Raw genomic sequence first — 20,371 nt, 5'->3', positions numbered from 1 at the left:
AGATTAGCAGCATCTATTTTAAATTCTGTTGAGTAAGTGGGTTGAGATTTCATTACTTTATACACCGTATTATATTAAGGAGGAGTTTACCTCATATCGGTGTACAGATTCATTAAGCCACAATACTTAAAGCGTGACGGCGGTGAGGTTTTCTTTGGCGAGCCCGCCCTTGAACTGAGTGACATCATGCGCGTTGATGAACAAAACCATGGCTTAATCAATATTCTGGCGGCAGATAAATTAGTATTAACCCCAAATTTATATGCCAGTTTTATCCTCTGGTTGTTATCAGAGCTATACGAAAACCTACCTGAGGTGGGCGATGCCAACAAACCTAAGTTGGCCTTTTTTATCGATGAAGCCCATTTACTGTTTGAAGATAGCCCAGATCATCTACTTAAGCGTATCGAGCAAATTATGCGCCTAATCCGCTCTAAAGGGATTGGGGTATATTTTTGTTCACAATTCCCAGACGATATACCCGATGCGATATTGGGGCAATTGGGTAATCGGATTCAACATGCCTTGCGGGCTTATACGCCAAGGGACCAAAAATCGGTTCGCGCCGCCGCTGAAACCTTTGTGGCAAATCCTAATCTGGATATCACTGCGGTGATTTCAAGCTTAGCCGTAGGTGAGGCCCTAGTATCAACCTTACAAGATAATGGTGTACCCAATATGGTGGAGCATACGCTCATCTCTCCGCCCCGTTGTCGCATGGGACCAATAACACTGGCTGAACGTAATGCTTGTCGCGCTCAAAGCCCTATCGGCAATCATTATGATGTTGCCATTAATCGTGAATCGGCTTATGAACGCCTTAATCAACTCGAACAGCTTGAAAAAGCGCCTGATGCCAAGCCTCCTATAGAAAAAGCTGACAGTAAAAAGTCTGCGCAGACAAAACCAAGCTCAACCAAAAACGATAGCGAAGATGATCAAGGCAATTGGTTTAGCGAATTGCTATTTGGTACCAAACGCCGCGAAGGCCTAGTACAGAGCTTTTCAAAACAAGCTGCACGCACTGTGGGTAGTCAGTTTGGCAAACAAATTTTGCGGGGAATATTGGGCAGTATTAGCGGTAAAGGGGGTAAATAATAGTTTCCTGTATCAGTAAACTATTAGTCATCAATTCTAACCGAATAGCCACTTTAAGCATTATCGAATAAGCTTGAATCAGTTAATCATTACAAGGATGTAATATGCTAATTTTATACACCCGCCTTTCCCATAAATGGTCTTTTAGTGACATCCAAATGTAGTTTAAACATCAACAAAACGCTCATTTATACCCAAACAACCTGAAGATGCTCGATTTCAGCAAGAATTTACACGCGTTTAGACAAGGCATTGATTGCGGGTAATGGTTGTTCCCTTTCCAAAATCAATAACGCAGCATAAACGCGTGTAAAACTTGCCATTTGGGAGTTTCACCGAGCTTCCACTACGTTGTTACGTTAATTTATAAGGTACCTACATTACCGCATTAACGCGCCTAGTATTGAAAACACGGTGAAGCTCTGAAACACGGATCTTCAAGTTGATTGGGTATATCATAGAGAAAACAGACCTAACCGCGTAAACTATTGGTTCAGTTTTGAACAAAGAGAGCCAGACTTGTGATGAAATTCTCTGTTGATACACACGCCCATACAATTGCATCTACTCATGCATACAGCACGGTACATGATTACTTTTCAGTGGCTAAAAGCAAAGGCATTAAATTATTTGCAATAACCGATCATGGGCCCGATATGGCAGATGCGCCGCACTTTTGGCATTTCGTTAACATGTGTGTACTACCCAGAATTGTTGATGGTGTCGGTATGCTGCGTGGTATTGAAGCAAATATAAAAAATGAGCTTGGTGAAATTGATTTTTACGGCAATTATTTACAACAGCTCGATATTGTCCTGGCCGGCTTTCATGAACCGGTGTTCCCGCCATCAACGCAAGAAATACATACTCAAGCGCTGATTAATTGTATTGAAAGTGGTCACGTTGACATTATCACCCATCCAGGTAATCCCAAATACCCTATCGACATTATGCGGGTGGCGAAAGTTGCGGCTCAACATAATGTTGCGCTAGAAATCAATAACTCGTCATTTTTAACCTCACGTAACGGCAGCTTACCAAACTGCACTGCTATTGCTAATGCAGTAAAAAATGCTGGCGGTTTATTGGTGATGGGCTCTGACTCTCACGTTGCGTTTAGTCTAGGCGGCTTTGACAAGTCCATTGAAGTGATTGAAGCGGTCGACTTTCCAGTAGAGCGATTATTGAATCGCAGCCCTGAGGCATTGTTATGTTTTTTAGCCTCTCGAGGCCATACCACGCTAGATGAGTATAATGTACTGATTGATTAGTCATTTTATCGATCCATTCAATATCCTGAGTCGTAATGACTGCAATACACAATGTTAATGCTGGTTTTAAATGTTGTGACAAGTTCAGCTTTAATACGCCACTATTCCAAGGATCCATCATGCATTTTACCAAAGACCGTATAAATGCGCTCGATACACGCACTCGAGCACATTTTATCAATTCATTGTCGGGTTTTAAGAGCGCAAATCTCATTGGCACCCAAGATGTTCAAGGCCAAACTAATTTATCGATAGTGAGTTCGGTTATTCATTTAGGCGCTAATCCGCCACTTGTGGGCATGATAATACGGCCTCACAGCGTGGCTCGACACACGTTTGAAAATATTCTACAAACCAGTGTTTACACCATCAACCAGGTTAATCAGGCTATATATTCTCAAGCTCATCAAACTTCGGCACGTTACGACAGAAATGAGTCTGAGTTTGATGCCACTGGATTAACAGCAGAATACCTCATGGATTTTCAAGCACCATTTGTAAAACAAAGTCGTCTTAAATATTCAGTCAAACTGGTAGAGCATCAACATTTGGCCGTGAACGGAACTGAGTTAGTGATAGGTGAAATCATAGACGTGTATGTAGATGACAACGCGGTTGAAGCAGATGGATTTATTGATTTACACGCCATCGATACCGTTGCAATCACTGGGCTTGATAGTTATCACACAACGGTTAAGCTGGCGCGTTTACCTTACGCTAAAAAATAATGCTGAAGTTTAACAAAGAAAAATCCGATTCAAATGACATTTGAATCGGATTGTTAATCTCTTTTTATGACGATAAAAAAGCACTTATGAGATCTGTTTTACTTACTACTTTTTATTTCGAAGTTGCAACCGGTTTTGGCATTAAAAAGTGTTGTTTTACCGCTTCAGCCATCAGGCTTGGTGGAATTAACCCTTGCTCTAATACAAAGTTATTAAAGGCTAAACGATCGAACTTATCACCTAGGGCTAATTCTACATCGGCTCTAATTTCAAGTAATCGCGATAAACCATAGAAGTAACTGCCCGCCTGTCCCGGCATACGCATGGTATAACGGTCGACTTCTTGTTTTACTGCCGCTTTAGAAAATACCACATCATTACTGAGCAGATTATACGCTTGCTCTTTAGTGGTTAAGCCTAAGTTGAGCATCGGGTCTAACATGGCTCGGGCATTACGTAATAGGCGATGTTGCAGTGCAATCAGTTGGCCTTCAATAGGTAAGTATGGCAGCATTTCTGCTTCTGCATACAGTGCCCAACCTTCAACGTTAACGCTATTAAACGCATAATACACTCGGGCTAATGACACGCCCTGCTCTAGCATTACCGCAAATTGTAGCTCATGGCCTGGCCTGCCTTCGTGAGCACTTAATGTGTAAGCGACAGCATCAAAGTTAAAATCATCGTAAGCTGCATCGCCGCTTAACGCGGGGTTACCCGTGGTCAATACAAATTGGCCTTGCTCACCCGTGTTACCAATAAACGGCGGTGGCAACATATGAGGCGCCGGGCTACCCGCAGCTTCGGCATCACTCGCCAGGCGCATTATCATATTACGCTTTGGTAAGTCGACGACGGCTTTGTCGCTAATAATACCTTCTAATTTTGTATTAATTTCACGATAGTGATTTTCAATTTTATCATTCGATAACGATTGCTCTTTAAGTGCTCTTATCACATCACGATAATCACTTGACGGCATATCAAACTTTGCAGCAACTAACGGCGCTAATGCTTGCATGTTGGCTTTGGTGATCATGTAGCTTGCTTTAGCGCGTTCAATTAACAGGTTAGGATCAATATCAATCCCTACTCTTTTAAGATTTAACGCATAAATTTCAGAAGGTAATTTATAATCTGTTCGCGCATGTGGGATAACTGTTTTTTCGGCCCATTGACGATATTCAGTCAATTGTTTTTGTAACAATGTGAGGTTGTCACTAGCCTGACTAAATTCGTTTTTATCAAATAGCTGTTGTAAACCCTGGAGCAAGGTATCTGTTCTGGCGAGTGCTTGCTCAACTTCTTCTTTAGTTGGGCCGAGCAATGATTTATTGCTTAACGCCTTTTCAAACAACGTTTTAGCTTGTTCTGTTAACGCCGTTTGCCCTTCTTTACCGACATAACAGGCCAAACGTGTCATTGCAGCTTGTTTGCGCGCATCGGGCATTTGCTCGTCGAGTAAAGCCGAGACACCTTTAAAAATAATCAGCGGTACGTCAACCCAGGGCAACATGTATTTGTCGTCTAACTGTCCTGACAAAATGGTTTGATCTATATTATCGATAATAATATTAAGATCCTGCCTTACTGGTAATAACGTTTCAGTTTCAAGTGCTTTTAAAAGCTTTTTTTTACTGTTCTTAAGCGTTTCTATGTACTTATCTTGTTGTGCTTTTGTAATACTGCTACACAAACTATCGGCTTCTGTTATGCCAATGGAGCTGGCCATTTCTGGCTGAAATTGGCTCGTTATCTGGATTTGCTTGTTGGTGTATTGATTACTTATGTCTACCCAGGATGCATCAGCTGACGATGTCAGTGGCATAATGGCAAGAAGGGGTAACACTGAGGTGAGCATTTTGCTGGGCATTGACTTAACTCTCTATTTATTCGTTATGACAACACTATAACTGAATGAGTAGATAAAGTGATGAATGATAAATTAACTAATCTGTAACTAATCGTAATCCGCTGTTAAACGATGTAATACCATTGTGCGTTAGTAAGTGATAATTCCATGACGATATTTCGGCATGATCATAAATAAAAAAACGCAGTGGCTGCACTGCGTTTTTATCTGCTATTAAACGGATTATGGCGTATTAAAACGCAAAATCTTCACTGTCTAGCGCCATCATCGAATCAACACCACTAGCAATACACGCGGCATGACCTTTTGCTCTAGGTAACATTCGCTGCATATAGAATTGTGCAGTTTTGATTTTAGCTTCATAAAAAGCCGTTTCTGTGGTGCCAGCGGCCAGTTTATCTTGCGCAACTTTAGCCATTTTAGCCCAGAAGAATGCGAGTGTGACGTAACCTGCATACATTAAGTAATCAACCGATGCACCGCCAATTTCATCAGGGTTCTTCATCGCTTTGCCGCCAATTAACACGGTAATTTCATGCCACTCTTTTGCATACGCCATGATAGGTTTAATAAACTCAGCCATGGCTGGGTTATCCATATTTTGTTGGCAAAATACAGTCACATCTTTAGAGAAAGGCTTTAACACTTCGCCTTGAGTACCAATAATTTTACGGGCTAACAAATCAAGAGCTTGAATACCGGTGGTGCCTTCGTATAAACAACTGATCTTTGTGTCACGCATCAGCTGTTCCATGCCCCACTCTTTAATAAAACCATGACCACCAAAGATTTGCACGCCGTGGCTGGTACATTCAAAACCAAGTTCTGATAAAAAGGCTTTGGCAATAGGCGTTAGCAAAGCAAGCTTGGTTTCAGCATCGGCTTTAACGGCTTCATCTTTTTCAGCATGGCCAATATCCACCAATTGCGCTAGATAAGAAATTAACGCACGGCCTCCTTCTGCAATCGACTTTTGCGTTAATAGCATTCTTCGCACATCTGGATGAACAATGATTGGATCGGCTGGGCCGTTAGGATTTTTAACCCCACTGATTGAACGCATTTGTAGACGATCTTTAGCGTACGCAAGCGCACCCTGGAAAGAGGCTTCAGCGGCGGCAACCCCTTCACTTGCTACGCCAATACGTGCAGCATTCATAAAGGTGAACATGCATTTTAGGCCGCGATTAGGTTCGCCAATAAGGTGACCTGTTGCGCCGTCAAAGTTGATCACACACGTTGCGTTACCATTAATGCCCATTTTGTGTTCAATAGAGCCACAATTTACGCCATTGCGATCTGAAATTGTACCGTCTTCATTAACATTAAATTTAGGCACGATAAATAATGAAATACCTTTATTACCTTCTGGCGCACCAGGAATACGCGCAATAACGATATGAACAATGTTGTCTGATAAATCGTGCTCACCTGCAGAAATAAAGATTTTAGTGCCGCTTAATGAATAAGTCCCGTCGGCTTGTAATTCAGCCTTGGTGCGCAACATGCCTAAATCGGTACCACAATGTGGTTCAGTTAAACACATGGTTCCGGTCCACTTGCCTTCAACAAGTTTAGGCATAAATTGTTGTTTTTGGGCATCTGTACCATGCGCTTCAATGGTCGCTAATGCACCATGGCTTAAGCCTGGATACATGGCAAAACTGTGGTTAGCACTGGAAAACATTTCAGCAATACTGATATTTAACGAATGTGGTAAGCCCTGGCCCCCAAATTCTTCAGATTGCGATAACGTTGGCCATCCACCTTCAACATATTGTGCATAGGCTTGTTTAAATCCATCTGGTGTAGTGACCACCCCATCCTTCCATGTACATCCTTGCTGATCGCCTATTTGATTTAATGGCGCGACCACTTCTTCAGTTAATTTTGCCGCTTCAGCAATAATGGCATCAACCATATCAAGACTGGCATCTTGATATCCTAAATGTTGATAGTGCGCTTCGCACTCGAGCAATTCTTGCATAACAAATTTAACATCGCGGATGGGGGCTTTGTATTCAGGCATTGTTGCTCTCCAAATGAGTCTTTAAACATTAATGGGTTAGGAATAAGTCGATGCCTTTATGGCATCCACTCAAAATAGCGTATCTCTGATGCTAAATTAACTTTAAGTATTATCCAAATGCATAATAATTATAGGTATACATTCAACATACTTATAGTTGTGGGTGTATTTACTTCATAAAACACCGTGTTATCTACACCTCTAATAGCCTACTAATTCGCATTCAAGCATTAAATTTGAGTAAAAACACTAGTTTATCAACCTATTATTCTTTAAATGAATAGTTGTTTATTAAAATAATTGATTTGTTTAATGTTGAAACACGCCCTAGCATGATTTGGCGGTTAATTGTTCACTATAAGTGGTAATTTCGTATTTTCAGGATATTTTTTCGAGCAGAAATTTGAGCAGAAAATAGTGTGCTGATGAATCCCCTTGTTGTTATTGAATAAAGCTGTTTTACACAGAACGATATTTACACAGTACAAACAAGAACGCTTAAGCGTCGTATATATCTTTGGTAATTCAACGTATTAGTTAGCTTGTTTAATAACGATTAGTCTTTGTCTGGGGAAATAAATGAATAATAAATCACAGATCTTCAAGTACTCTGTTCTCTCATTGGCGGTTTTGGGTGTGCTCAGTTCAACTGCCTATGCAGATGATGAAAAACCGGTTAAAAAAGATGACGACATGGAACGCATTGTCGTTACTGCATCTAAAAGAGCGAAAGGATTACAAGAATCGCCAGTGGCAATTACTGTGGTCAGCAGTAAAGCCATTGAACAGGCTAAAGTCATGGACATTGATGACTTACAAACCTTAGTACCAACATTGCGCGTGACTCCGTTACAACGCTCAACCAATACAAACTTTGCCATTCGTGGTTTTGGTAATGGTACCAATAACACCGGTATTGAGCCGTCTGTTGGGGTATTTATCGATGGTGTTTATCGCTCTCGCGCAGCAGCCCAAATTGGTGATTTACCAAGACTGCAACAAATAGAAGTATTAAGCGGCCCACAAAGTACCTTATTTGGTAAAAATGCATCTGCTGGTGTGATTAGTGTCACCACACGCGAGCCCGCGTACTATCAGGAAGGAAAAATCGAAGCCGGGATTGGCAATTTTAATCAAAAAGTGATGAAAGGGTATTACACTAATGGCATCACCGACAATTTAGCCTTTAGTGTATCCGGTGGTTTTAACACTCGCGATGGTTACACTGAATCAGTTTCTGGATTAGATGATGTTAATAATAAAGATCGCTGGAATGTGCGCGGTCAGGCGCTATTTGAGCCTACAGAAGCTGTCAAACTGCGTTTAATCGCTGACTACAGCAAAATTGAAGAAGCCTGTTGTGCGGTCGAAAACTCAATTAATGGCCCAACTACCGCAGCAGTGCGTGCATTAGGTGGAATGGATTTAGACGAAACCAGTTCATTTGCCTATCAATCGACCCTAAACTCCGACCCCATTAATAACGTCAAAGACGGTGGCGTGTCGCTACAACTTGATGTTGATTTTGACGGCTATTCATTTACGTCAATCAGTGCGATACGCAATAACGAATCTGATTTTATGAATGATGTTGATTACACTACCTTAGACATTTTGACTGAAGGCGGTTACACCGACATTGACACCATGACCCAAGAATTTCGCTTAACCTCGACGGGTGAGCAAACACTTGAATGGATGTTTGGCGCCTATATCTTTCATGAAGAGGTCACCACCGGCGATACCTTATATTACGGCAATGATATTCGAAATTACTTCGACGTATTAATGGCTGCTGGCGGTGCACCTGGCTTGCTCGGCGGTGTTGAAGGCGTATATGGCTTAGATCCGGGAACGTTTTTCTCTAATACTACTGCGGTGAGTTCTGATTTTGATCAAGAAAACGATGCTTACTCATTGTTTGCCAGTTTCGATTACCACATTAATGATCAATTTACCGCCATCTTTGGGGTCAGTTACACTAATGACCAAAAAGAGCTCACTCTTTCGCAAAATAACAATGATGTCTTTTCATCATTAGATTTAGCCACTGAGCCTACATTGTTTGGCGTGCCCATTGGCAGTATTCCCACATTAGCGCCTGCAGTGCCTACGTTACAAAGTTTGCAGTTTTTACCGCCCATGTTAGCTCTGCCTAATGGGGTTGAAGACAATAAAAGTGATGACAGTAAAACCACCTGGTCATTGCGTTTATCTTACGAAATCAACGATAACATCAACGTGTTTGCCACAGCAGCAACAGGCTTTAAAGCCTCATCGTGGAACCTATCGCGTTACTCTAGCCCTTTTGCATCTGATCAAGCGGCATTATCAACAGCGGGTATAGAAGAGCCAAACCAGGTGTATGGTGGCCGTTATGCTTCACCTGAAGAGGCCATGGTGTATGAGATTGGCATTAAAACCCAATTTGAAAATGGCTCGTTCAATGCAACACTATTTGACCAAACCATTGAAGGTTTTCAATCTTCAATCTTTATCGGCACCGGTTATGTGTTAGCCAACGCGGGTAAGCAAAGTACTCAAGGTTTTGAGTTCGACTCAAATTATAACCTAACCGATGATTGGTCATTCACATTAGCGGGTACCTTCCTTGATCCTATTTATGACTCATTTGAAGGTGCATCAGGGTTAGACGGCCCAACAGATTTGTCTGGTGAAAAACCAGCGGGTATTCATGAAGTGAGTATCACCGCCGGGGTTGTTTACAACTTTGAAGTGTTTAACGGCGCTGATGGTTATGTACGCGCAGACTATTTATACGAAAGCGATGTTAAAGTGGCCGAAAATACCCCTGAATCTTTATCACGTGAAGTGAATACCTTTAATGCCAGTACCGGTCTTGCCTTTGATAATGGTGTCAGTGTGCAACTGTGGGTACGCAACTTAACCAATGACGAGTATTTATTATCGGCCTTCCCACCTCCAATTCAGGCGGGCAGTTTTAATGGATACCCTAATCAACCACGTACGTTTGGCGCGAATATTTCGTACCAGTTTTAATTAACCCAACCGTCTGTAACGTCAGTGAGTAAATTGCTGGCGTTATAGATTTTTTGACCGCAAGAAACTCATTTATACCTAAAAAATCAGGTATAGCCTTAATGATTAATAACAATAAGAGTTGTCACTATGTCTATAGAATCTATTTTAAAAAATCGCTATTCAGTTCGTGCATTTCAAGCCAAACCCGTGCCTGAGGCTGTGTTAAAGCAAATCTTTTCTAGTGCGCAACTATCACCGTCAAACTGTAATGTACAACCCTGGCAATCGTGCGTGGTATCAGGCGCGACAAAAGATAAACTAAAAGCCAAATTTATCGAGACCTTAATGAGTGGCGCGACGCCAAACCCAGATTTTAACTGGTTACCGCAATATCAAGGTGTACATCGCGATCGTCAATTTGGCTCAGCAAATGCGCTGTATAGCTCAGTCGGTATCGCTCGCGAAGATAAAAAAGCCCGTCAAATGGCCATGGTACGCAACTGGCAATTTTTTGATGCCCCTCATGCAGTGTTTTTTACCATGGACAAGTATTTAGACATTATGGGTGCCGTCGATTTAGGCATTTACGCGCAAACGTTATCTTTAGTGATGGCAGAACATGGGGTGTCTAATTGTATGCAAGGCGCACTGGGGCAATTCCCTGATCCGGTTCGTGACATCTTAGGCCTACCGCAAGAGCGTGGTATTTTATTTGGCATGTCATTTGGTTATGCCGATGACACCGCACCAGTCAATAATACCCGTACCGAACGTGAAGCTCTTGACACTGCTGTCGCCTTTTACGAATAACTTAACGTCAATGAACGCTGATTTGACTCAATGTTATATTGAATATGGAGACGGCATATGGCACTAACGCATCAATATATTAACGTCGATGGTGTTAACATTCATTATGTTGAGTCAAGTCCTTACACATCACAACAGCCGATTGAAACCTTAGTTTTTTTACATGGATTTCCCGAATATTGGGGAACATGGCATAAACAACTGGCATTTTTCGGCCGCAATTATCGCGTCATCGCGCCCGATTTACCCGGATATCACCTCAGCGACAAACCTGTAGATCCTGAGTTTTACGCAGTGCCAAATCTGATTAGCTTTATGGCTAAATTTATCGCCGCGATTAGCCCAAATCATCCCGTAACCTTGATTGCCCATGATTGGGGCGGCGCTATCGCCTGGCCATTAGCCGCTTTTAACGCCGCGTTATTAAACCGTTTAGTGATATTAAATGCCGCGCACCCGAGTACCTTTACCCGTGAGATGATCAACAATTCAAATCAACGCAGTAAAAGTGCTTATATTCATGAGCTTATTGGTCCTGAAGCGGAAAACCTACTAACACAAGATGATTACCGTTACTTAGTCGATAAGATTATGCAAAGCCAGCAACCCGCTGTTTTTACTCATGAGGTATTAGACACATATAAGCAGGTATGGCGACAACCGGGCGCGATTAAGGGCATGTTGCAATATTATCGCGCCATGCCACAACTAGCGCGTAACGACACCCAGAGTGATGTTAAGCATGACACCAACGTCTCATCCGGTGCACAGGTTAAACACACTTGTGAGCTTAAAATACCTAATATTCGCATTAACCTGCCCACACTGGTGTTATGGGGTGAACATGATTTGGCATTTGTGAATGAAAACCTCGAAGGCTTAACTGAATACGTGCCTAACTGCACCATTAAACGCTTTTCTCAAACCAGTCACTGGATCCAACATGAAAGACCCAACGACGTAAATAAGGCCATAAGTGATTTTTTAACTTCCATAAAATAATAACAAAAAGGTGATTTATGACGGCTACCCAATTTACCCCTAACCGTGCTGCAGTATTTGAAGTCAGCAAGAATGATCTCCAATCCACTCGGGTTATCGATGTCGATATCTCTATGCCAATGGCGCACAACGAAGTGTTATTGCGGGTCGATAAATTTGCGCTCACAGCTAATAATATCAGCTACGGTATTGCCGGTGATGCCCTAGGATATTGGCGTTTTTTCCCGTCAAATGAGCCTCAACATTGGGGACGCTTGCCCGTAATGGGCTATGCCGAAGTGATTAAATCTAAAAACGATCAGATATTAGTGGGTGAACGAGTGTGGGGATTTATGCCCATGGCCACCCACCTGCTAATCGTGGCAGGCCATGTTTCGCAGCATGGTTTTAGTGATGTTAATCCTTGTAGAGAAGGCTTATCTCCAGTTTACAATCATTTCGACCGTGTGGGTGCGAATCCCTTTTACCGCGAGCAAAACGAAGACTACGATATTTTATTGCGCGGATTATTTACCACCTCCTGGTTGGTTGACGACTTTATGTTCGACAACCAGTATTTTGCTGCCCAGCAATATCTCATTACAAGTGCATCAAGTAAAACCAGTATTGCCCTTGCTTACTGCATCAAGCAGCGTGGAGAACGTCCCGCCATCGGCATCACCTCGCAAGCAAATAAAGCCTTTGTTGAGTCGCTGGGTTGTTACGATAAGGTCATCAGTTATCAACAAATCAGCGAGCTAGACCCAACAGTAGCATCAATACTCGTCGACATGGCTGGCGGAAAAACCACCTTAGCAGCTATTCACCATCATTTTGGTGCACAGCTCACCTACTCTTGTCGCATTGGTGCAACACATCACAACGACATCGATATCAGCCAAGCAGGTGCAGAAACCTATCTTCCTGGCGCGACGCCGACGTTCTTTTTTGCCCCAACTCAGCTTAAAAAACGCAGTAAAGATTGGGGCACAACAGAAACGATGAAACAAATGGGCCTCGCCTTGCTCGGTTATATCGATTTTTGCAAGAGCAATATCTCAACTCATCATTTACACGACCTCAAGCAAGTTAACGATGTTTATCAAACGGTGTTGGCGGGCACTGCCGATGCTTCGGTGGGCATAGTGGTTAACCCAAATGGTATGAGCAAGTAGTCAGCTCGCCCGCACTGCTGCGAGCTCATGATTGAATACACAGATCTAAAACGGATGTTTTCCCTAACGATTACCTGGCTTTTACGATTGCTAGCTAAGGTTTAACGTTTTTACTGGAGGTTATTATGGATAATATGGAATTGATTACGTTGGTTAATACACAGGTTATTCCTGTTTGTATCTTTTTGATTATGATGGGAATGGGTTTGTCGCTGGTGGTCAATGATTTCAAACGGATCATACAATACCCAAAAGCGGTGGCCGTTGGCTTAACCAATCAATTATTGCTGCTTCCCATCATTGGTTTTGCATTGGCCAATATTATGCCGTTAGAACCAGAATACGCTGTAGGGGTCATGCTATTAGTGTTATGTCCCGGTGGCACCACATCAAATATGTTTTCACACCTTGCTAAGGCCGATGTTGCCTTGTCGGTCACCATGACCGCTGTGGCCAGTTTAATTACGGTGTTTACCATACCTGTGGTGCTCAATTATTCATTGATCCACTTTATGGGTGAAGGCAGTGAATTTCAGTTACCCATTATCGCCACCATGATAAGCCTAATGAAACTGACTATTGTGCCTATTGCACTGGGCATGCTGGTAAGACGATACGCGCCAAAAATCGCAGACAGTACTCAGGTACATGTGTCACGGTTTGGCATTTTATTTTTAACCTTATTGATAATATTTTTAACGTATATTCAACAAGATATTGTCATTCCTGCGTTAATTGCTGCAGGGCCTGTGTCAGTGATCCTTAATATATCAACCATGTTATTGGGATATTACTCAAGCAAATGGTTCGGGCTTAACTTTGCACAGCGAACATCAATCACCATTGAGGTCGGCCTGCAAAACAGCACGTTATCGATGTTTATGGCACTAACCTTACTCGCCAATTATAAAATGTCATTCACGCCAGCCATTTACACACTAACAATGCTATTTACCGCAGGCATTTTAGTCGGTATGTTAAATACTAAATATATCAAAGCTAAACAGCTAAGCGCATCAACCGCACAAAGCTAGAGTCAAGCTGCTTTGAAACCGACTAAATATCTTAAAACAAACAATAACGTATAAAGAATTAGGTGAAGTATGCAATTAGTTAACGTAACCATTGAAGATAATGTCCATATCATCAGTTTAAATAATGGCAAAGTGAATGCCATATCACCTGAAGTGATAGCACAAATCAATCTCGCTTTAGATGCAGCAGAGCAACAAGCCGCGGTGGTGATCCTCACAGGCCAGGCCGGTATTTTCTCTGGCGGCTTTGATTTAAAGACCATGAAACAAAGCTCAGAAGCTGCCATTGCCCTGGTCACTGCAGGCTCTACTTTGTCGCGCAGAATGTTGGCCTTTCCTACTCCAATTATTGGTGTGTGTAGCGGTCATGCCATCGCCAAAGGTGCATTTTTAATGCTCAGCTGTGATTACCGACTAGGCTGTGCTGGTGAGTTCAAAATTGGCTTAAACGAAGTCGCTATTGGCATGACAATGCACCAGGCCGGCATTGAAATCGCCCGTAATCGCATTCCGACAAACTTCCTTACTCGCGCGGTCATTAATGCAGAATTATTTAGCCCAGAAGCAGCCGTTGAAGCGGGCTTCCTAGATAACGTAGTTGAGCCAGAACAATTAATGACTACCGCGATGATGGTCGCTAAACACATGCAAACCCTCAATATGGCAGCCCATCACGGAACAAAGCTCAAAATGAGGCACGCAATATTGGCCGCACTCGATGCCGCAATCATTGAAGACCGTAATATCACCCTGACTTTGTAACTAGCGCCTTGTAAATAGCGCTCTAGTTACAAAGCACGGTCACTAGAGCGTTAACCTTGTTAGACCCATAGCTGAAACAAATACTAAAACTATAAAGCAAGCATAATAAAAACAACTATAAGGACATAGACATGACCACACAAAAAACCTACAAAACCTTGAGCGTTGATATTAATAACAAAGTGGCACACATCATCTTAACCAGACCCGATGCGTTAAATTCAATGAATGTCGATTTCTGGCATGAGTTTCCAAGCGTTATCCACGACATTAATAATCAATCGGCTGCTCGAGCCATTGTGATTTCATCAACCGGTAAGCACTTTTCTGCGGGAATGGATCTCGCGGTATTCAGTGCCAACACGGGTACAGACAATGTTGAGTTGGGCCGTAAGCATGAACAATTACGCCGTTTAGTGCTTAAATTGCAAGACTGCTTCTCGGTATTAGAATCTGTGCGTATGCCCGTGTTAATGGCCATTCAAGGTGGTTGTATTGGCGGCGCGGTAGATATGGTCACCGCCGCCGATTGCCGATACTGCACCAGTGATGCTTTTTTCAGTATCGAAGAAACCAAACTCGGCATGACCGCCGATGTCGGGACATTACAACGTTTGCCTAAGCTTATCTCTATCGGTTTAGTCAAAGAGCTTGCCTACACAGGTCGCAGAATGCCAGCGGCAGAAGCCAAACAAGCTGGTTTAGTCAATCAAGTGTTTGACGATCACCCATCAATGCTTACGGCGGTTCTTGCCATTGCCGAAGACATTGCCTCTCGTTCGCCACTTGCGGTGGCCGGCTGTAAAGAGATGATTAACTATGCGCGCGATCACAGCGTTGCAGACAGCCTCAATTATATGTCTGTCTGGCAAAGCGGCATGTTCCAACCGCAAAACGATATGATGGAAATATTTAAAGCTAAAGCACAAAATCGAGCACCAGAATTTGAAGAGCTGACTCAAATAAACCCAACCACCATATTCTAGGTATTATTGATTAAACGCACTGTTTGTTATCTATGTTATAAAACCTCACTCATAGATGATTTTATTTGATAGCAAACAGTGCGTAATCTATTAGAGACTTTATGACTAAACCATTAATTAACCTAGTGCATGCCAATGGCTTTCCTGCGGGTAGCTATAAAACCTTTTTGACTGAATTTGAAACAGACTACCGCACGGTTGCTCACAATCAATTTGGCCACAATGCGCTATATCCTATTCATAGCAACTGGCAACACCTTGTTACTGAATTAATAGAATTTATTAAAAAACAACATGAGCCAGTGATTTGTGTCGGTCACTCTTTTGGCGGGGTTATTTCATTTATTGCAGCCTGCCAACACCCTGAGTTGTTTCGTGGGTTGGTGATGTTAGATCCCCCTGTGGTCACTGGTGCATTCTCGCATTTGTTAAGCGTTATTAAACGAACGCCTTATATTGATAAATTATCTCCGGCAGGAAAAGCGAAAACTCGGCAGAACCAATGGCCAGAAAACACCAATTTAGTTGATTATTTTTCACAGAAAACATTGTTTAAAAATTTCGACCCACGTTGCTTACAAGACTATGCAACATCCAGTGTTGTGCTGCGCAATAAACGCCTTGAGCTGACCTTCTCTCCTACAGTAGAAGCTGACATATTCAGGCATTTACCGACTAACCTGGTTAAATACAAAAACAAACTTACCGTGCCTGCTAAACTAATTTACGGCGAAAAGACTAATATATTTCCAATAAAGCACTTTGTTCGTTTCGCCAAACTTAATGATATTGAATTAATCGCATTGCCTAACGGCGGCCATATGTTCCCATTAGAGCAACCTGAAAACACCGCTGCCATGGTCAAAGATATTATTAAAGATTGGTAACACGCGATAGTCAGTGTTGATTAAATAGCAGCAAAAGGAATGAGCAATGATAAAGCCAACGACATTGTTAACCGCCCTAACCTGTGGCTTGGGGTTAAGTTTTTCTGTGTCCGCGTTACCGTTAAATAAAATACAACTCCCACAGGGGTTTAGTATTGATATTTACGCTGACAATATCGAAAACGCACGCCAAATGGCGCTGGGTGACAAAGGCACGGTATTTGTTGGCAGTCGCAAGGCTGGCAATGTTTATGCACTTATTGACAGTGATAATGATTATAAAGCCGATAAACAAATCGTTATCGCTAAAGATTTGTTTATGCCATCGGGTTTAGCATTTCATAATGGCAGTTTGTATGTGGCTGAAGTCGATAAAATTTGGCGTTACCCTAATATTGAAAACAGCTTACCGGATATTCCAACGCCTGAGTTGGTTTACGATAAGCTGCCCAATAAAGCCCATCATGGTTGGAAGTTCATTGCCTTTGGGCCAGATGGACACTTGTATATTCCCGTAGGTGCGCCCTGTAATGTGTGTGAAAGTGAGCTGCCTTTCGCATCCATCTTAAAACTCAATATCGACACCAAACAAACTACAATTGTCGCTAAAGGTGTGCGTAATAGTGTGGGGTTTGATTTCCACCCCGTTACAGGCGACTTATGGTTTACCGACAACGGCCGCGACATGATGGGCGACGATTTACCCGATGATGAACTTAATCATGTCACTCAAACAGGCCAACACTTTGGTTTTCCCTATGTGCACAACACTGACATTGGCGATCCTGATTTTTCCAACACCAAAACCGCCAAACTTAACACACCTCCAACATTAGCTTTAGGCGCTCATGTTGCGGCATTAGGCATGGAGTTTTATCAAGGGACACTATTCCCAACCACATATCACCATTCAATATTCATTGCCCAACACGGCTCGTGGAACCGCACGAACAAAGTCGGTTACCGCATCATGCAAGTGGTCCTTGAAGGAAATAAGGTTATCGACTATCAACCCTTCGCTACCGGCTGGCTTGACGGCGAGCAAAGCTGGGGCCGCCCAGTGGATGTAATGACCTTAACAGACGGCTCTATTTTAGTATCAGATGACTTTGCCAATGCAGTGTATCGGATTAGTTATACCAAGCAATAAACGTATGTTCTGACTTAACTCTTCAACCATGGTTCGTTTACTAAACCCCTTTCTCGTCGTCCCGGCAGTGCTGTTGAGCCGGGATCCAGGTGTTTCTTTATGCCTTGTGATTTTGACCTATAACCACAAATTTTGTGGTGTCATGCTCAGAACACGTATTCTTTTATAAATAATCTTCAACGGCCTCAAGTTCAGAGTTGAACTTTGGCATTTGAAAGCTAAGAACAACTCGTTTTTGGACAAAAGTGTGTTAGAGCTTCGGATTTAGTGCAATGACATAAAGTTTACACTGACCCCACTAAATTTAAAGTTTACACTGACCCCACTAAATTTAGCGGTACTGCAAGTAAGGGATATCATCAAACAGAAACGCAAATTTGCCGTCGATGTTGATCTGTCTAAGTTCTTTGACCGAGTTAATCATGATTTATTGATGACTCAACTAAGGAATAAAGTACAGGATAAGCGCCTATTAGCGCCTATTAGCGCTTATCGGTAAGTACCTACGAGCAGGGGTGATGGTCGATGACCAATTTGAAGCAAGCTTTGAAGGTGTGCCTCAAGGCGGTCCACTCTCACCATTACTTTCTAACATTATGTTGGATAGTCTGGATAAAGAGCTGGAAAGCCGAGGGCACAAATTCGCCCGCTACGCGGACGACTTTATCATTTTGATAAAGTCTATTCGGGCGGGAGATCGAGTACTCAAGAGCATTACTCAATATCTGGCCATTAAGCTAAAACTAGTCGTTAATGAACAGAAAAGCCAAGTGGTTAAGGTCGCTCAAAGCAAGTTTCTTGGGTTTACATTTAACCGAGGAAAGATCCAGTGGCATGCTAAAACATTACACATTTTCAAACAAAAGATGAGACGGCTAACGAACCGAAATTGGGGCGTGAGTATGAGTTATCAGCTGTTTAAAGTGCGTCAATACATGCAAGGCTGGATCAATTACTTTGGCATCGCTAACGCCTATCAAGGGTGTGTCGCTGATTATTTATAAAGAATGACCATTGGATCCGACGTCGTGTTCGTATGTGTTACTGGCGTCAGTGGCGAAAACCGCGGACTAAGGTACAAAACTTACTTAAACGTGGCGTCAGGATCCAAGTGGCTGTTGGTTGTGGGATCACAAGCAAAGGCCCTTGGCGTAGCTCTAAAACACCAGGGATACAGCAAGCGCTGAGTAATGCCAAGCTCGAATAAATAGTTAAGAAAGCAGGATTATATTCATTGAGAGACGGATGGATCGCAGTTCAATATCCTAACCAGAAAGCTAGTTAGGTGTTCTAAATGAACCGCCCTGTGCGGAGCCGCATGCATGGTGGTGTGGGGGCTGGAGGCTAGATACCTCCGGCTACCCGATTAGGTACACTTTATCACTGATGCGCAGGCAAATTAATTACCTCATGACTTTCGACTAACGTCCAGCCTCTGGATTTCCGCTCAAATACATGTGCGATTGAAGGCTTATAATCTGTTACTACTAATTTACCAACTAAACTGTTTTGCTTAGAGTACCAACAGTATGTATTACTTTCTTCATAATTAGGTATTTGAGAAGTCAGTTGTCGTTCAAAACTCGGTTCTAAATACACCAAACCTGAAAAGTTATTTTGGGCATTATCGAAGTATGTATACACGTCACAACTTTTGGAGTTTTGTACTTCTGATGTTCCTGCACAACCGGACAAAACCGCAATACTTGATAATAAAGCCAAAATTTTCATGTGTACCTAACGCCGTTTTAAGCGGCAAGTTGCAGTTGGCTAAAATAAGTGAGGCACGAACAAAGGCCAACTGTAGTTTGTCCGACTTGAAAACCCTTGTTAGGCATCTATTAACTCCATAGTTTCAGGATCGACTCTTTCAGGATCAAAACAAAGTACATTTCCTTCTTGATCATACACAACACCGTCTTTCTGGTTATTCCGTAATCCTTCCTCAACAAGCAGACTTACTGCTTGAGAGTATTCTTTGGGTGTACATTTTAATTCTTTTATTACCGGATGTTGGCCTCCTGGTTTCCATGGTTGCGGAGGTAGTAATTCATGAACTTTTAATGCAAAATCCATAGTCACTTCTACCTCGTCTTTACTTCCACTTTCCCATTTACTTGGGCCACTTTCTTGAAATCTAATTGTGTTCTTTATTCTATCAAGTCCACATAGACAGGATCTTTAGCAATAAACTTATATTTTAGATAGAAAAAAGGCCTTATTTATGATCTGATAATTGTCGCCAAACAAATCAACATGACCAATAAATAAAGCCGATGACAATTATCACCTTAAAAAAGCAATTTATGCAATTCTTCAATGCAGACATCCTTCAAAAAATGGCTAAGCGCACAGGGTTTATACAGCGAAATCGCGCTGTATTACCTGAACTATTGGTGCCGAGTTTGGTCTCTGCGTTGAGCAAAGGTAACTGCCATGCCATTGCTGACTTACATCGTCAGTTTAATGGTATGTGTCTGACAGAAAATGATAATGTGGCTTACAAACCTTTTCATAATCAGCTCCGCAAAGCCGCCTTTGCTGATTTTATGAAGCAACTGGTTCAGCTGGCTATCGCTCAGTT

At 42.3% G+C, this 20,371-nt stretch carries 16 protein-coding genes and 2 pseudogenes; 14 read left to right on the top strand and 4 right to left on the bottom strand.

The annotated features are described in order from the left end of the window. Positions 1-126: 126 nt before the first annotated feature. The 3 genes and pseudogenes from GQA99_RS19505 to GQA99_RS19495 form a co-directional block, all read left to right on the top strand. Positions 127-1,098 (top strand): annotated as a pseudogene (locus GQA99_RS19505) (helicase HerA-like domain-containing protein); the annotation flags it as partial. Between the two features lie 524 nt (positions 1,099-1,622). After that, positions 1,623-2,369 (top strand): phosphatase, encoded by a 747-nt coding sequence (locus GQA99_RS19500; protein ID WP_160056805.1) that lies wholly within the window; start codon positions 1,623-1,625, stop codon positions 2,367-2,369. Between the two features lie 119 nt (positions 2,370-2,488). Further along, complete coding sequence (locus tag GQA99_RS19495) at positions 2,489-3,097, top strand: flavin reductase family protein (RefSeq protein ID WP_160056804.1); 609 nt, start codon at positions 2,489-2,491, stop codon at positions 3,095-3,097. A 112-nt stretch (positions 3,098-3,209) separates the two neighbouring features. On the opposite strand, the gene GQA99_RS19490 is transcribed toward GQA99_RS19495, so the two are convergent. Next, on the bottom strand, positions 3,210-4,970 hold the full coding sequence (locus GQA99_RS19490; protein ID WP_160056803.1) for a DUF885 domain-containing protein: 1,761 nt from the start codon (positions 4,968-4,970) through the stop codon (positions 3,210-3,212). Positions 4,971-5,202: 232 nt separating this feature from the next. Next, positions 5,203-6,999, bottom strand: coding sequence for an acyl-CoA dehydrogenase C-terminal domain-containing protein (locus GQA99_RS19485; RefSeq protein WP_160056801.1), 1,797 nt, complete (start codon positions 6,997-6,999; stop codon positions 5,203-5,205). 579 nt (positions 7,000-7,578) lie between these two features. Here GQA99_RS19485 and GQA99_RS19480 point away from each other — a divergent pair. The 10 genes from GQA99_RS19480 to GQA99_RS20825 all read left to right on the top strand — a co-directional run bounded on the left by GQA99_RS19480 (position 7,579) and on the right by GQA99_RS20825 (position 18,791). Then, the gene (locus tag GQA99_RS19480) at positions 7,579-10,020 is read left to right on the top strand and encodes a TonB-dependent receptor (protein ID WP_160056799.1); all 2,442 of its coding nucleotides are present in this window, start codon (positions 7,579-7,581) and stop codon (positions 10,018-10,020) included. A 129-nt stretch (positions 10,021-10,149) separates the two neighbouring features. Next, positions 10,150-10,812, top strand: a complete 663-nt coding sequence (locus GQA99_RS19475) for a nitroreductase (protein WP_160056797.1) — start codon at positions 10,150-10,152, stop codon at positions 10,810-10,812. A gap of 57 nt (positions 10,813-10,869) precedes the next feature. Next, positions 10,870-11,814: an alpha/beta fold hydrolase gene (locus GQA99_RS19470; protein WP_160056795.1), complete on the top strand. Its 945-nt coding sequence runs from the start codon at positions 10,870-10,872 to the stop codon at positions 11,812-11,814. Positions 11,815-11,831: 17 nt separating this feature from the next. Continuing rightward, positions 11,832-12,968, top strand: a complete 1,137-nt coding sequence (locus tag GQA99_RS19465; RefSeq protein WP_160056793.1) for a DUF2855 family protein — start codon at positions 11,832-11,834, stop codon at positions 12,966-12,968. A 125-nt stretch (positions 12,969-13,093) separates the two neighbouring features. Further along, positions 13,094-14,002 (top strand): bile acid:sodium symporter family protein, encoded by a 909-nt coding sequence (locus tag GQA99_RS19460; protein WP_160056791.1) that lies wholly within the window; start codon positions 13,094-13,096, stop codon positions 14,000-14,002. A 69-nt stretch (positions 14,003-14,071) separates the two neighbouring features. After that, complete coding sequence (locus tag GQA99_RS19455; protein ID WP_160056789.1) at positions 14,072-14,764, top strand: crotonase/enoyl-CoA hydratase family protein; 693 nt, start codon at positions 14,072-14,074, stop codon at positions 14,762-14,764. Positions 14,765-14,895: 131 nt separating this feature from the next. Then, positions 14,896-15,750, top strand: a complete 855-nt coding sequence (locus GQA99_RS19450) for a crotonase/enoyl-CoA hydratase family protein (RefSeq protein ID WP_160056787.1) — start codon at positions 14,896-14,898, stop codon at positions 15,748-15,750. A gap of 101 nt (positions 15,751-15,851) precedes the next feature. Beyond that, positions 15,852-16,637 (top strand): alpha/beta fold hydrolase, encoded by a 786-nt coding sequence (locus GQA99_RS19445; RefSeq protein ID WP_160056785.1) that lies wholly within the window; start codon positions 15,852-15,854, stop codon positions 16,635-16,637. 46 nt (positions 16,638-16,683) lie between these two features. Next, positions 16,684-17,787, top strand: coding sequence for a PQQ-dependent sugar dehydrogenase (locus GQA99_RS19440; RefSeq protein ID WP_160056783.1), 1,104 nt, complete (start codon positions 16,684-16,686; stop codon positions 17,785-17,787). A 518-nt stretch (positions 17,788-18,305) separates the two neighbouring features. Further along, positions 18,306-18,791: a reverse transcriptase domain-containing protein gene (locus tag GQA99_RS20825; RefSeq protein WP_229785949.1), complete on the top strand. Its 486-nt coding sequence runs from the start codon at positions 18,306-18,308 to the stop codon at positions 18,789-18,791. Between the two features lie 376 nt (positions 18,792-19,167). On the opposite strand, the gene GQA99_RS19430 is transcribed toward GQA99_RS20825, so the two are convergent. After that, complete coding sequence (locus GQA99_RS19430) at positions 19,168-19,518, bottom strand: hypothetical protein (RefSeq protein ID WP_160056781.1); 351 nt, start codon at positions 19,516-19,518, stop codon at positions 19,168-19,170. A 99-nt stretch (positions 19,519-19,617) separates the two neighbouring features. Continuing rightward, the gene (locus GQA99_RS19425) at positions 19,618-19,863 is read right to left on the bottom strand and encodes a hypothetical protein (RefSeq protein WP_229785947.1); all 246 of its coding nucleotides are present in this window, start codon (positions 19,861-19,863) and stop codon (positions 19,618-19,620) included. 200 nt (positions 19,864-20,063) lie between these two features. On the opposite strand from GQA99_RS19425, the pseudogene GQA99_RS19420 reads away from it, so the two are divergent. Continuing rightward, positions 20,064-20,371: pseudogene (locus tag GQA99_RS19420) on the top strand (IS4 family transposase); the annotation flags it as partial.

It is taken from the genome of Shewanella litoralis (genome assembly GCF_009828585.1).
Classification (GTDB): Bacteria; Pseudomonadota; Gammaproteobacteria; order Enterobacterales; family Shewanellaceae; genus Shewanella; species Shewanella litoralis.
The sequence above is the reverse complement of the archived record's forward strand: the minus strand, read 5'-3'. Positions and strand labels throughout refer to the sequence as shown.

Excerpts from the sequence above, each read along its gene's own strand:
- GQA99_RS19500 (WP_160056805.1), top strand. The coding sequence starts at position 1,623 with ATGAAATTCTCTGTTGATACACACGCCCATACAATTGCATCTACTCAT.
- GQA99_RS19495 (WP_160056804.1), top strand. The coding sequence starts at position 2,489 with ATGCATTTTACCAAAGACCGTATAAATGCGCTCGATACACGCACTCGA.
- GQA99_RS19490 (WP_160056803.1), bottom strand. The coding sequence starts at position 4,970 with ATGCCCAGCAAAATGCTCACCTCAGTGTTACCCCTTCTTGCCATTATG.
- GQA99_RS19485 (WP_160056801.1), bottom strand. The coding sequence starts at position 6,999 with ATGCCTGAATACAAAGCCCCCATCCGCGATGTTAAATTTGTTATGCAA.
- GQA99_RS19480 (WP_160056799.1), top strand. The coding sequence starts at position 7,579 with ATGAATAATAAATCACAGATCTTCAAGTACTCTGTTCTCTCATTGGCG.
- GQA99_RS19475 (WP_160056797.1), top strand. The coding sequence starts at position 10,150 with ATGTCTATAGAATCTATTTTAAAAAATCGCTATTCAGTTCGTGCATTT.
- GQA99_RS19470 (WP_160056795.1), top strand. The coding sequence starts at position 10,870 with ATGGCACTAACGCATCAATATATTAACGTCGATGGTGTTAACATTCAT.
- GQA99_RS19465 (WP_160056793.1), top strand. The coding sequence starts at position 11,832 with ATGACGGCTACCCAATTTACCCCTAACCGTGCTGCAGTATTTGAAGTC.
- GQA99_RS19460 (WP_160056791.1), top strand. The coding sequence starts at position 13,094 with ATGGATAATATGGAATTGATTACGTTGGTTAATACACAGGTTATTCCT.
- GQA99_RS19455 (WP_160056789.1), top strand. The coding sequence starts at position 14,072 with ATGCAATTAGTTAACGTAACCATTGAAGATAATGTCCATATCATCAGT.
- GQA99_RS19450 (WP_160056787.1), top strand. The coding sequence starts at position 14,896 with ATGACCACACAAAAAACCTACAAAACCTTGAGCGTTGATATTAATAAC.
- GQA99_RS19445 (WP_160056785.1), top strand. The coding sequence starts at position 15,852 with ATGACTAAACCATTAATTAACCTAGTGCATGCCAATGGCTTTCCTGCG.
- GQA99_RS19440 (WP_160056783.1), top strand. The coding sequence starts at position 16,684 with ATGATAAAGCCAACGACATTGTTAACCGCCCTAACCTGTGGCTTGGGG.
- GQA99_RS20825 (WP_229785949.1), top strand. The coding sequence starts at position 18,306 with ATGGTCGATGACCAATTTGAAGCAAGCTTTGAAGGTGTGCCTCAAGGC.
- GQA99_RS19430 (WP_160056781.1), bottom strand. The coding sequence starts at position 19,518 with ATGAAAATTTTGGCTTTATTATCAAGTATTGCGGTTTTGTCCGGTTGT.
- GQA99_RS19425 (WP_229785947.1), bottom strand. The coding sequence starts at position 19,863 with ATGGATTTTGCATTAAAAGTTCATGAATTACTACCTCCGCAACCATGG.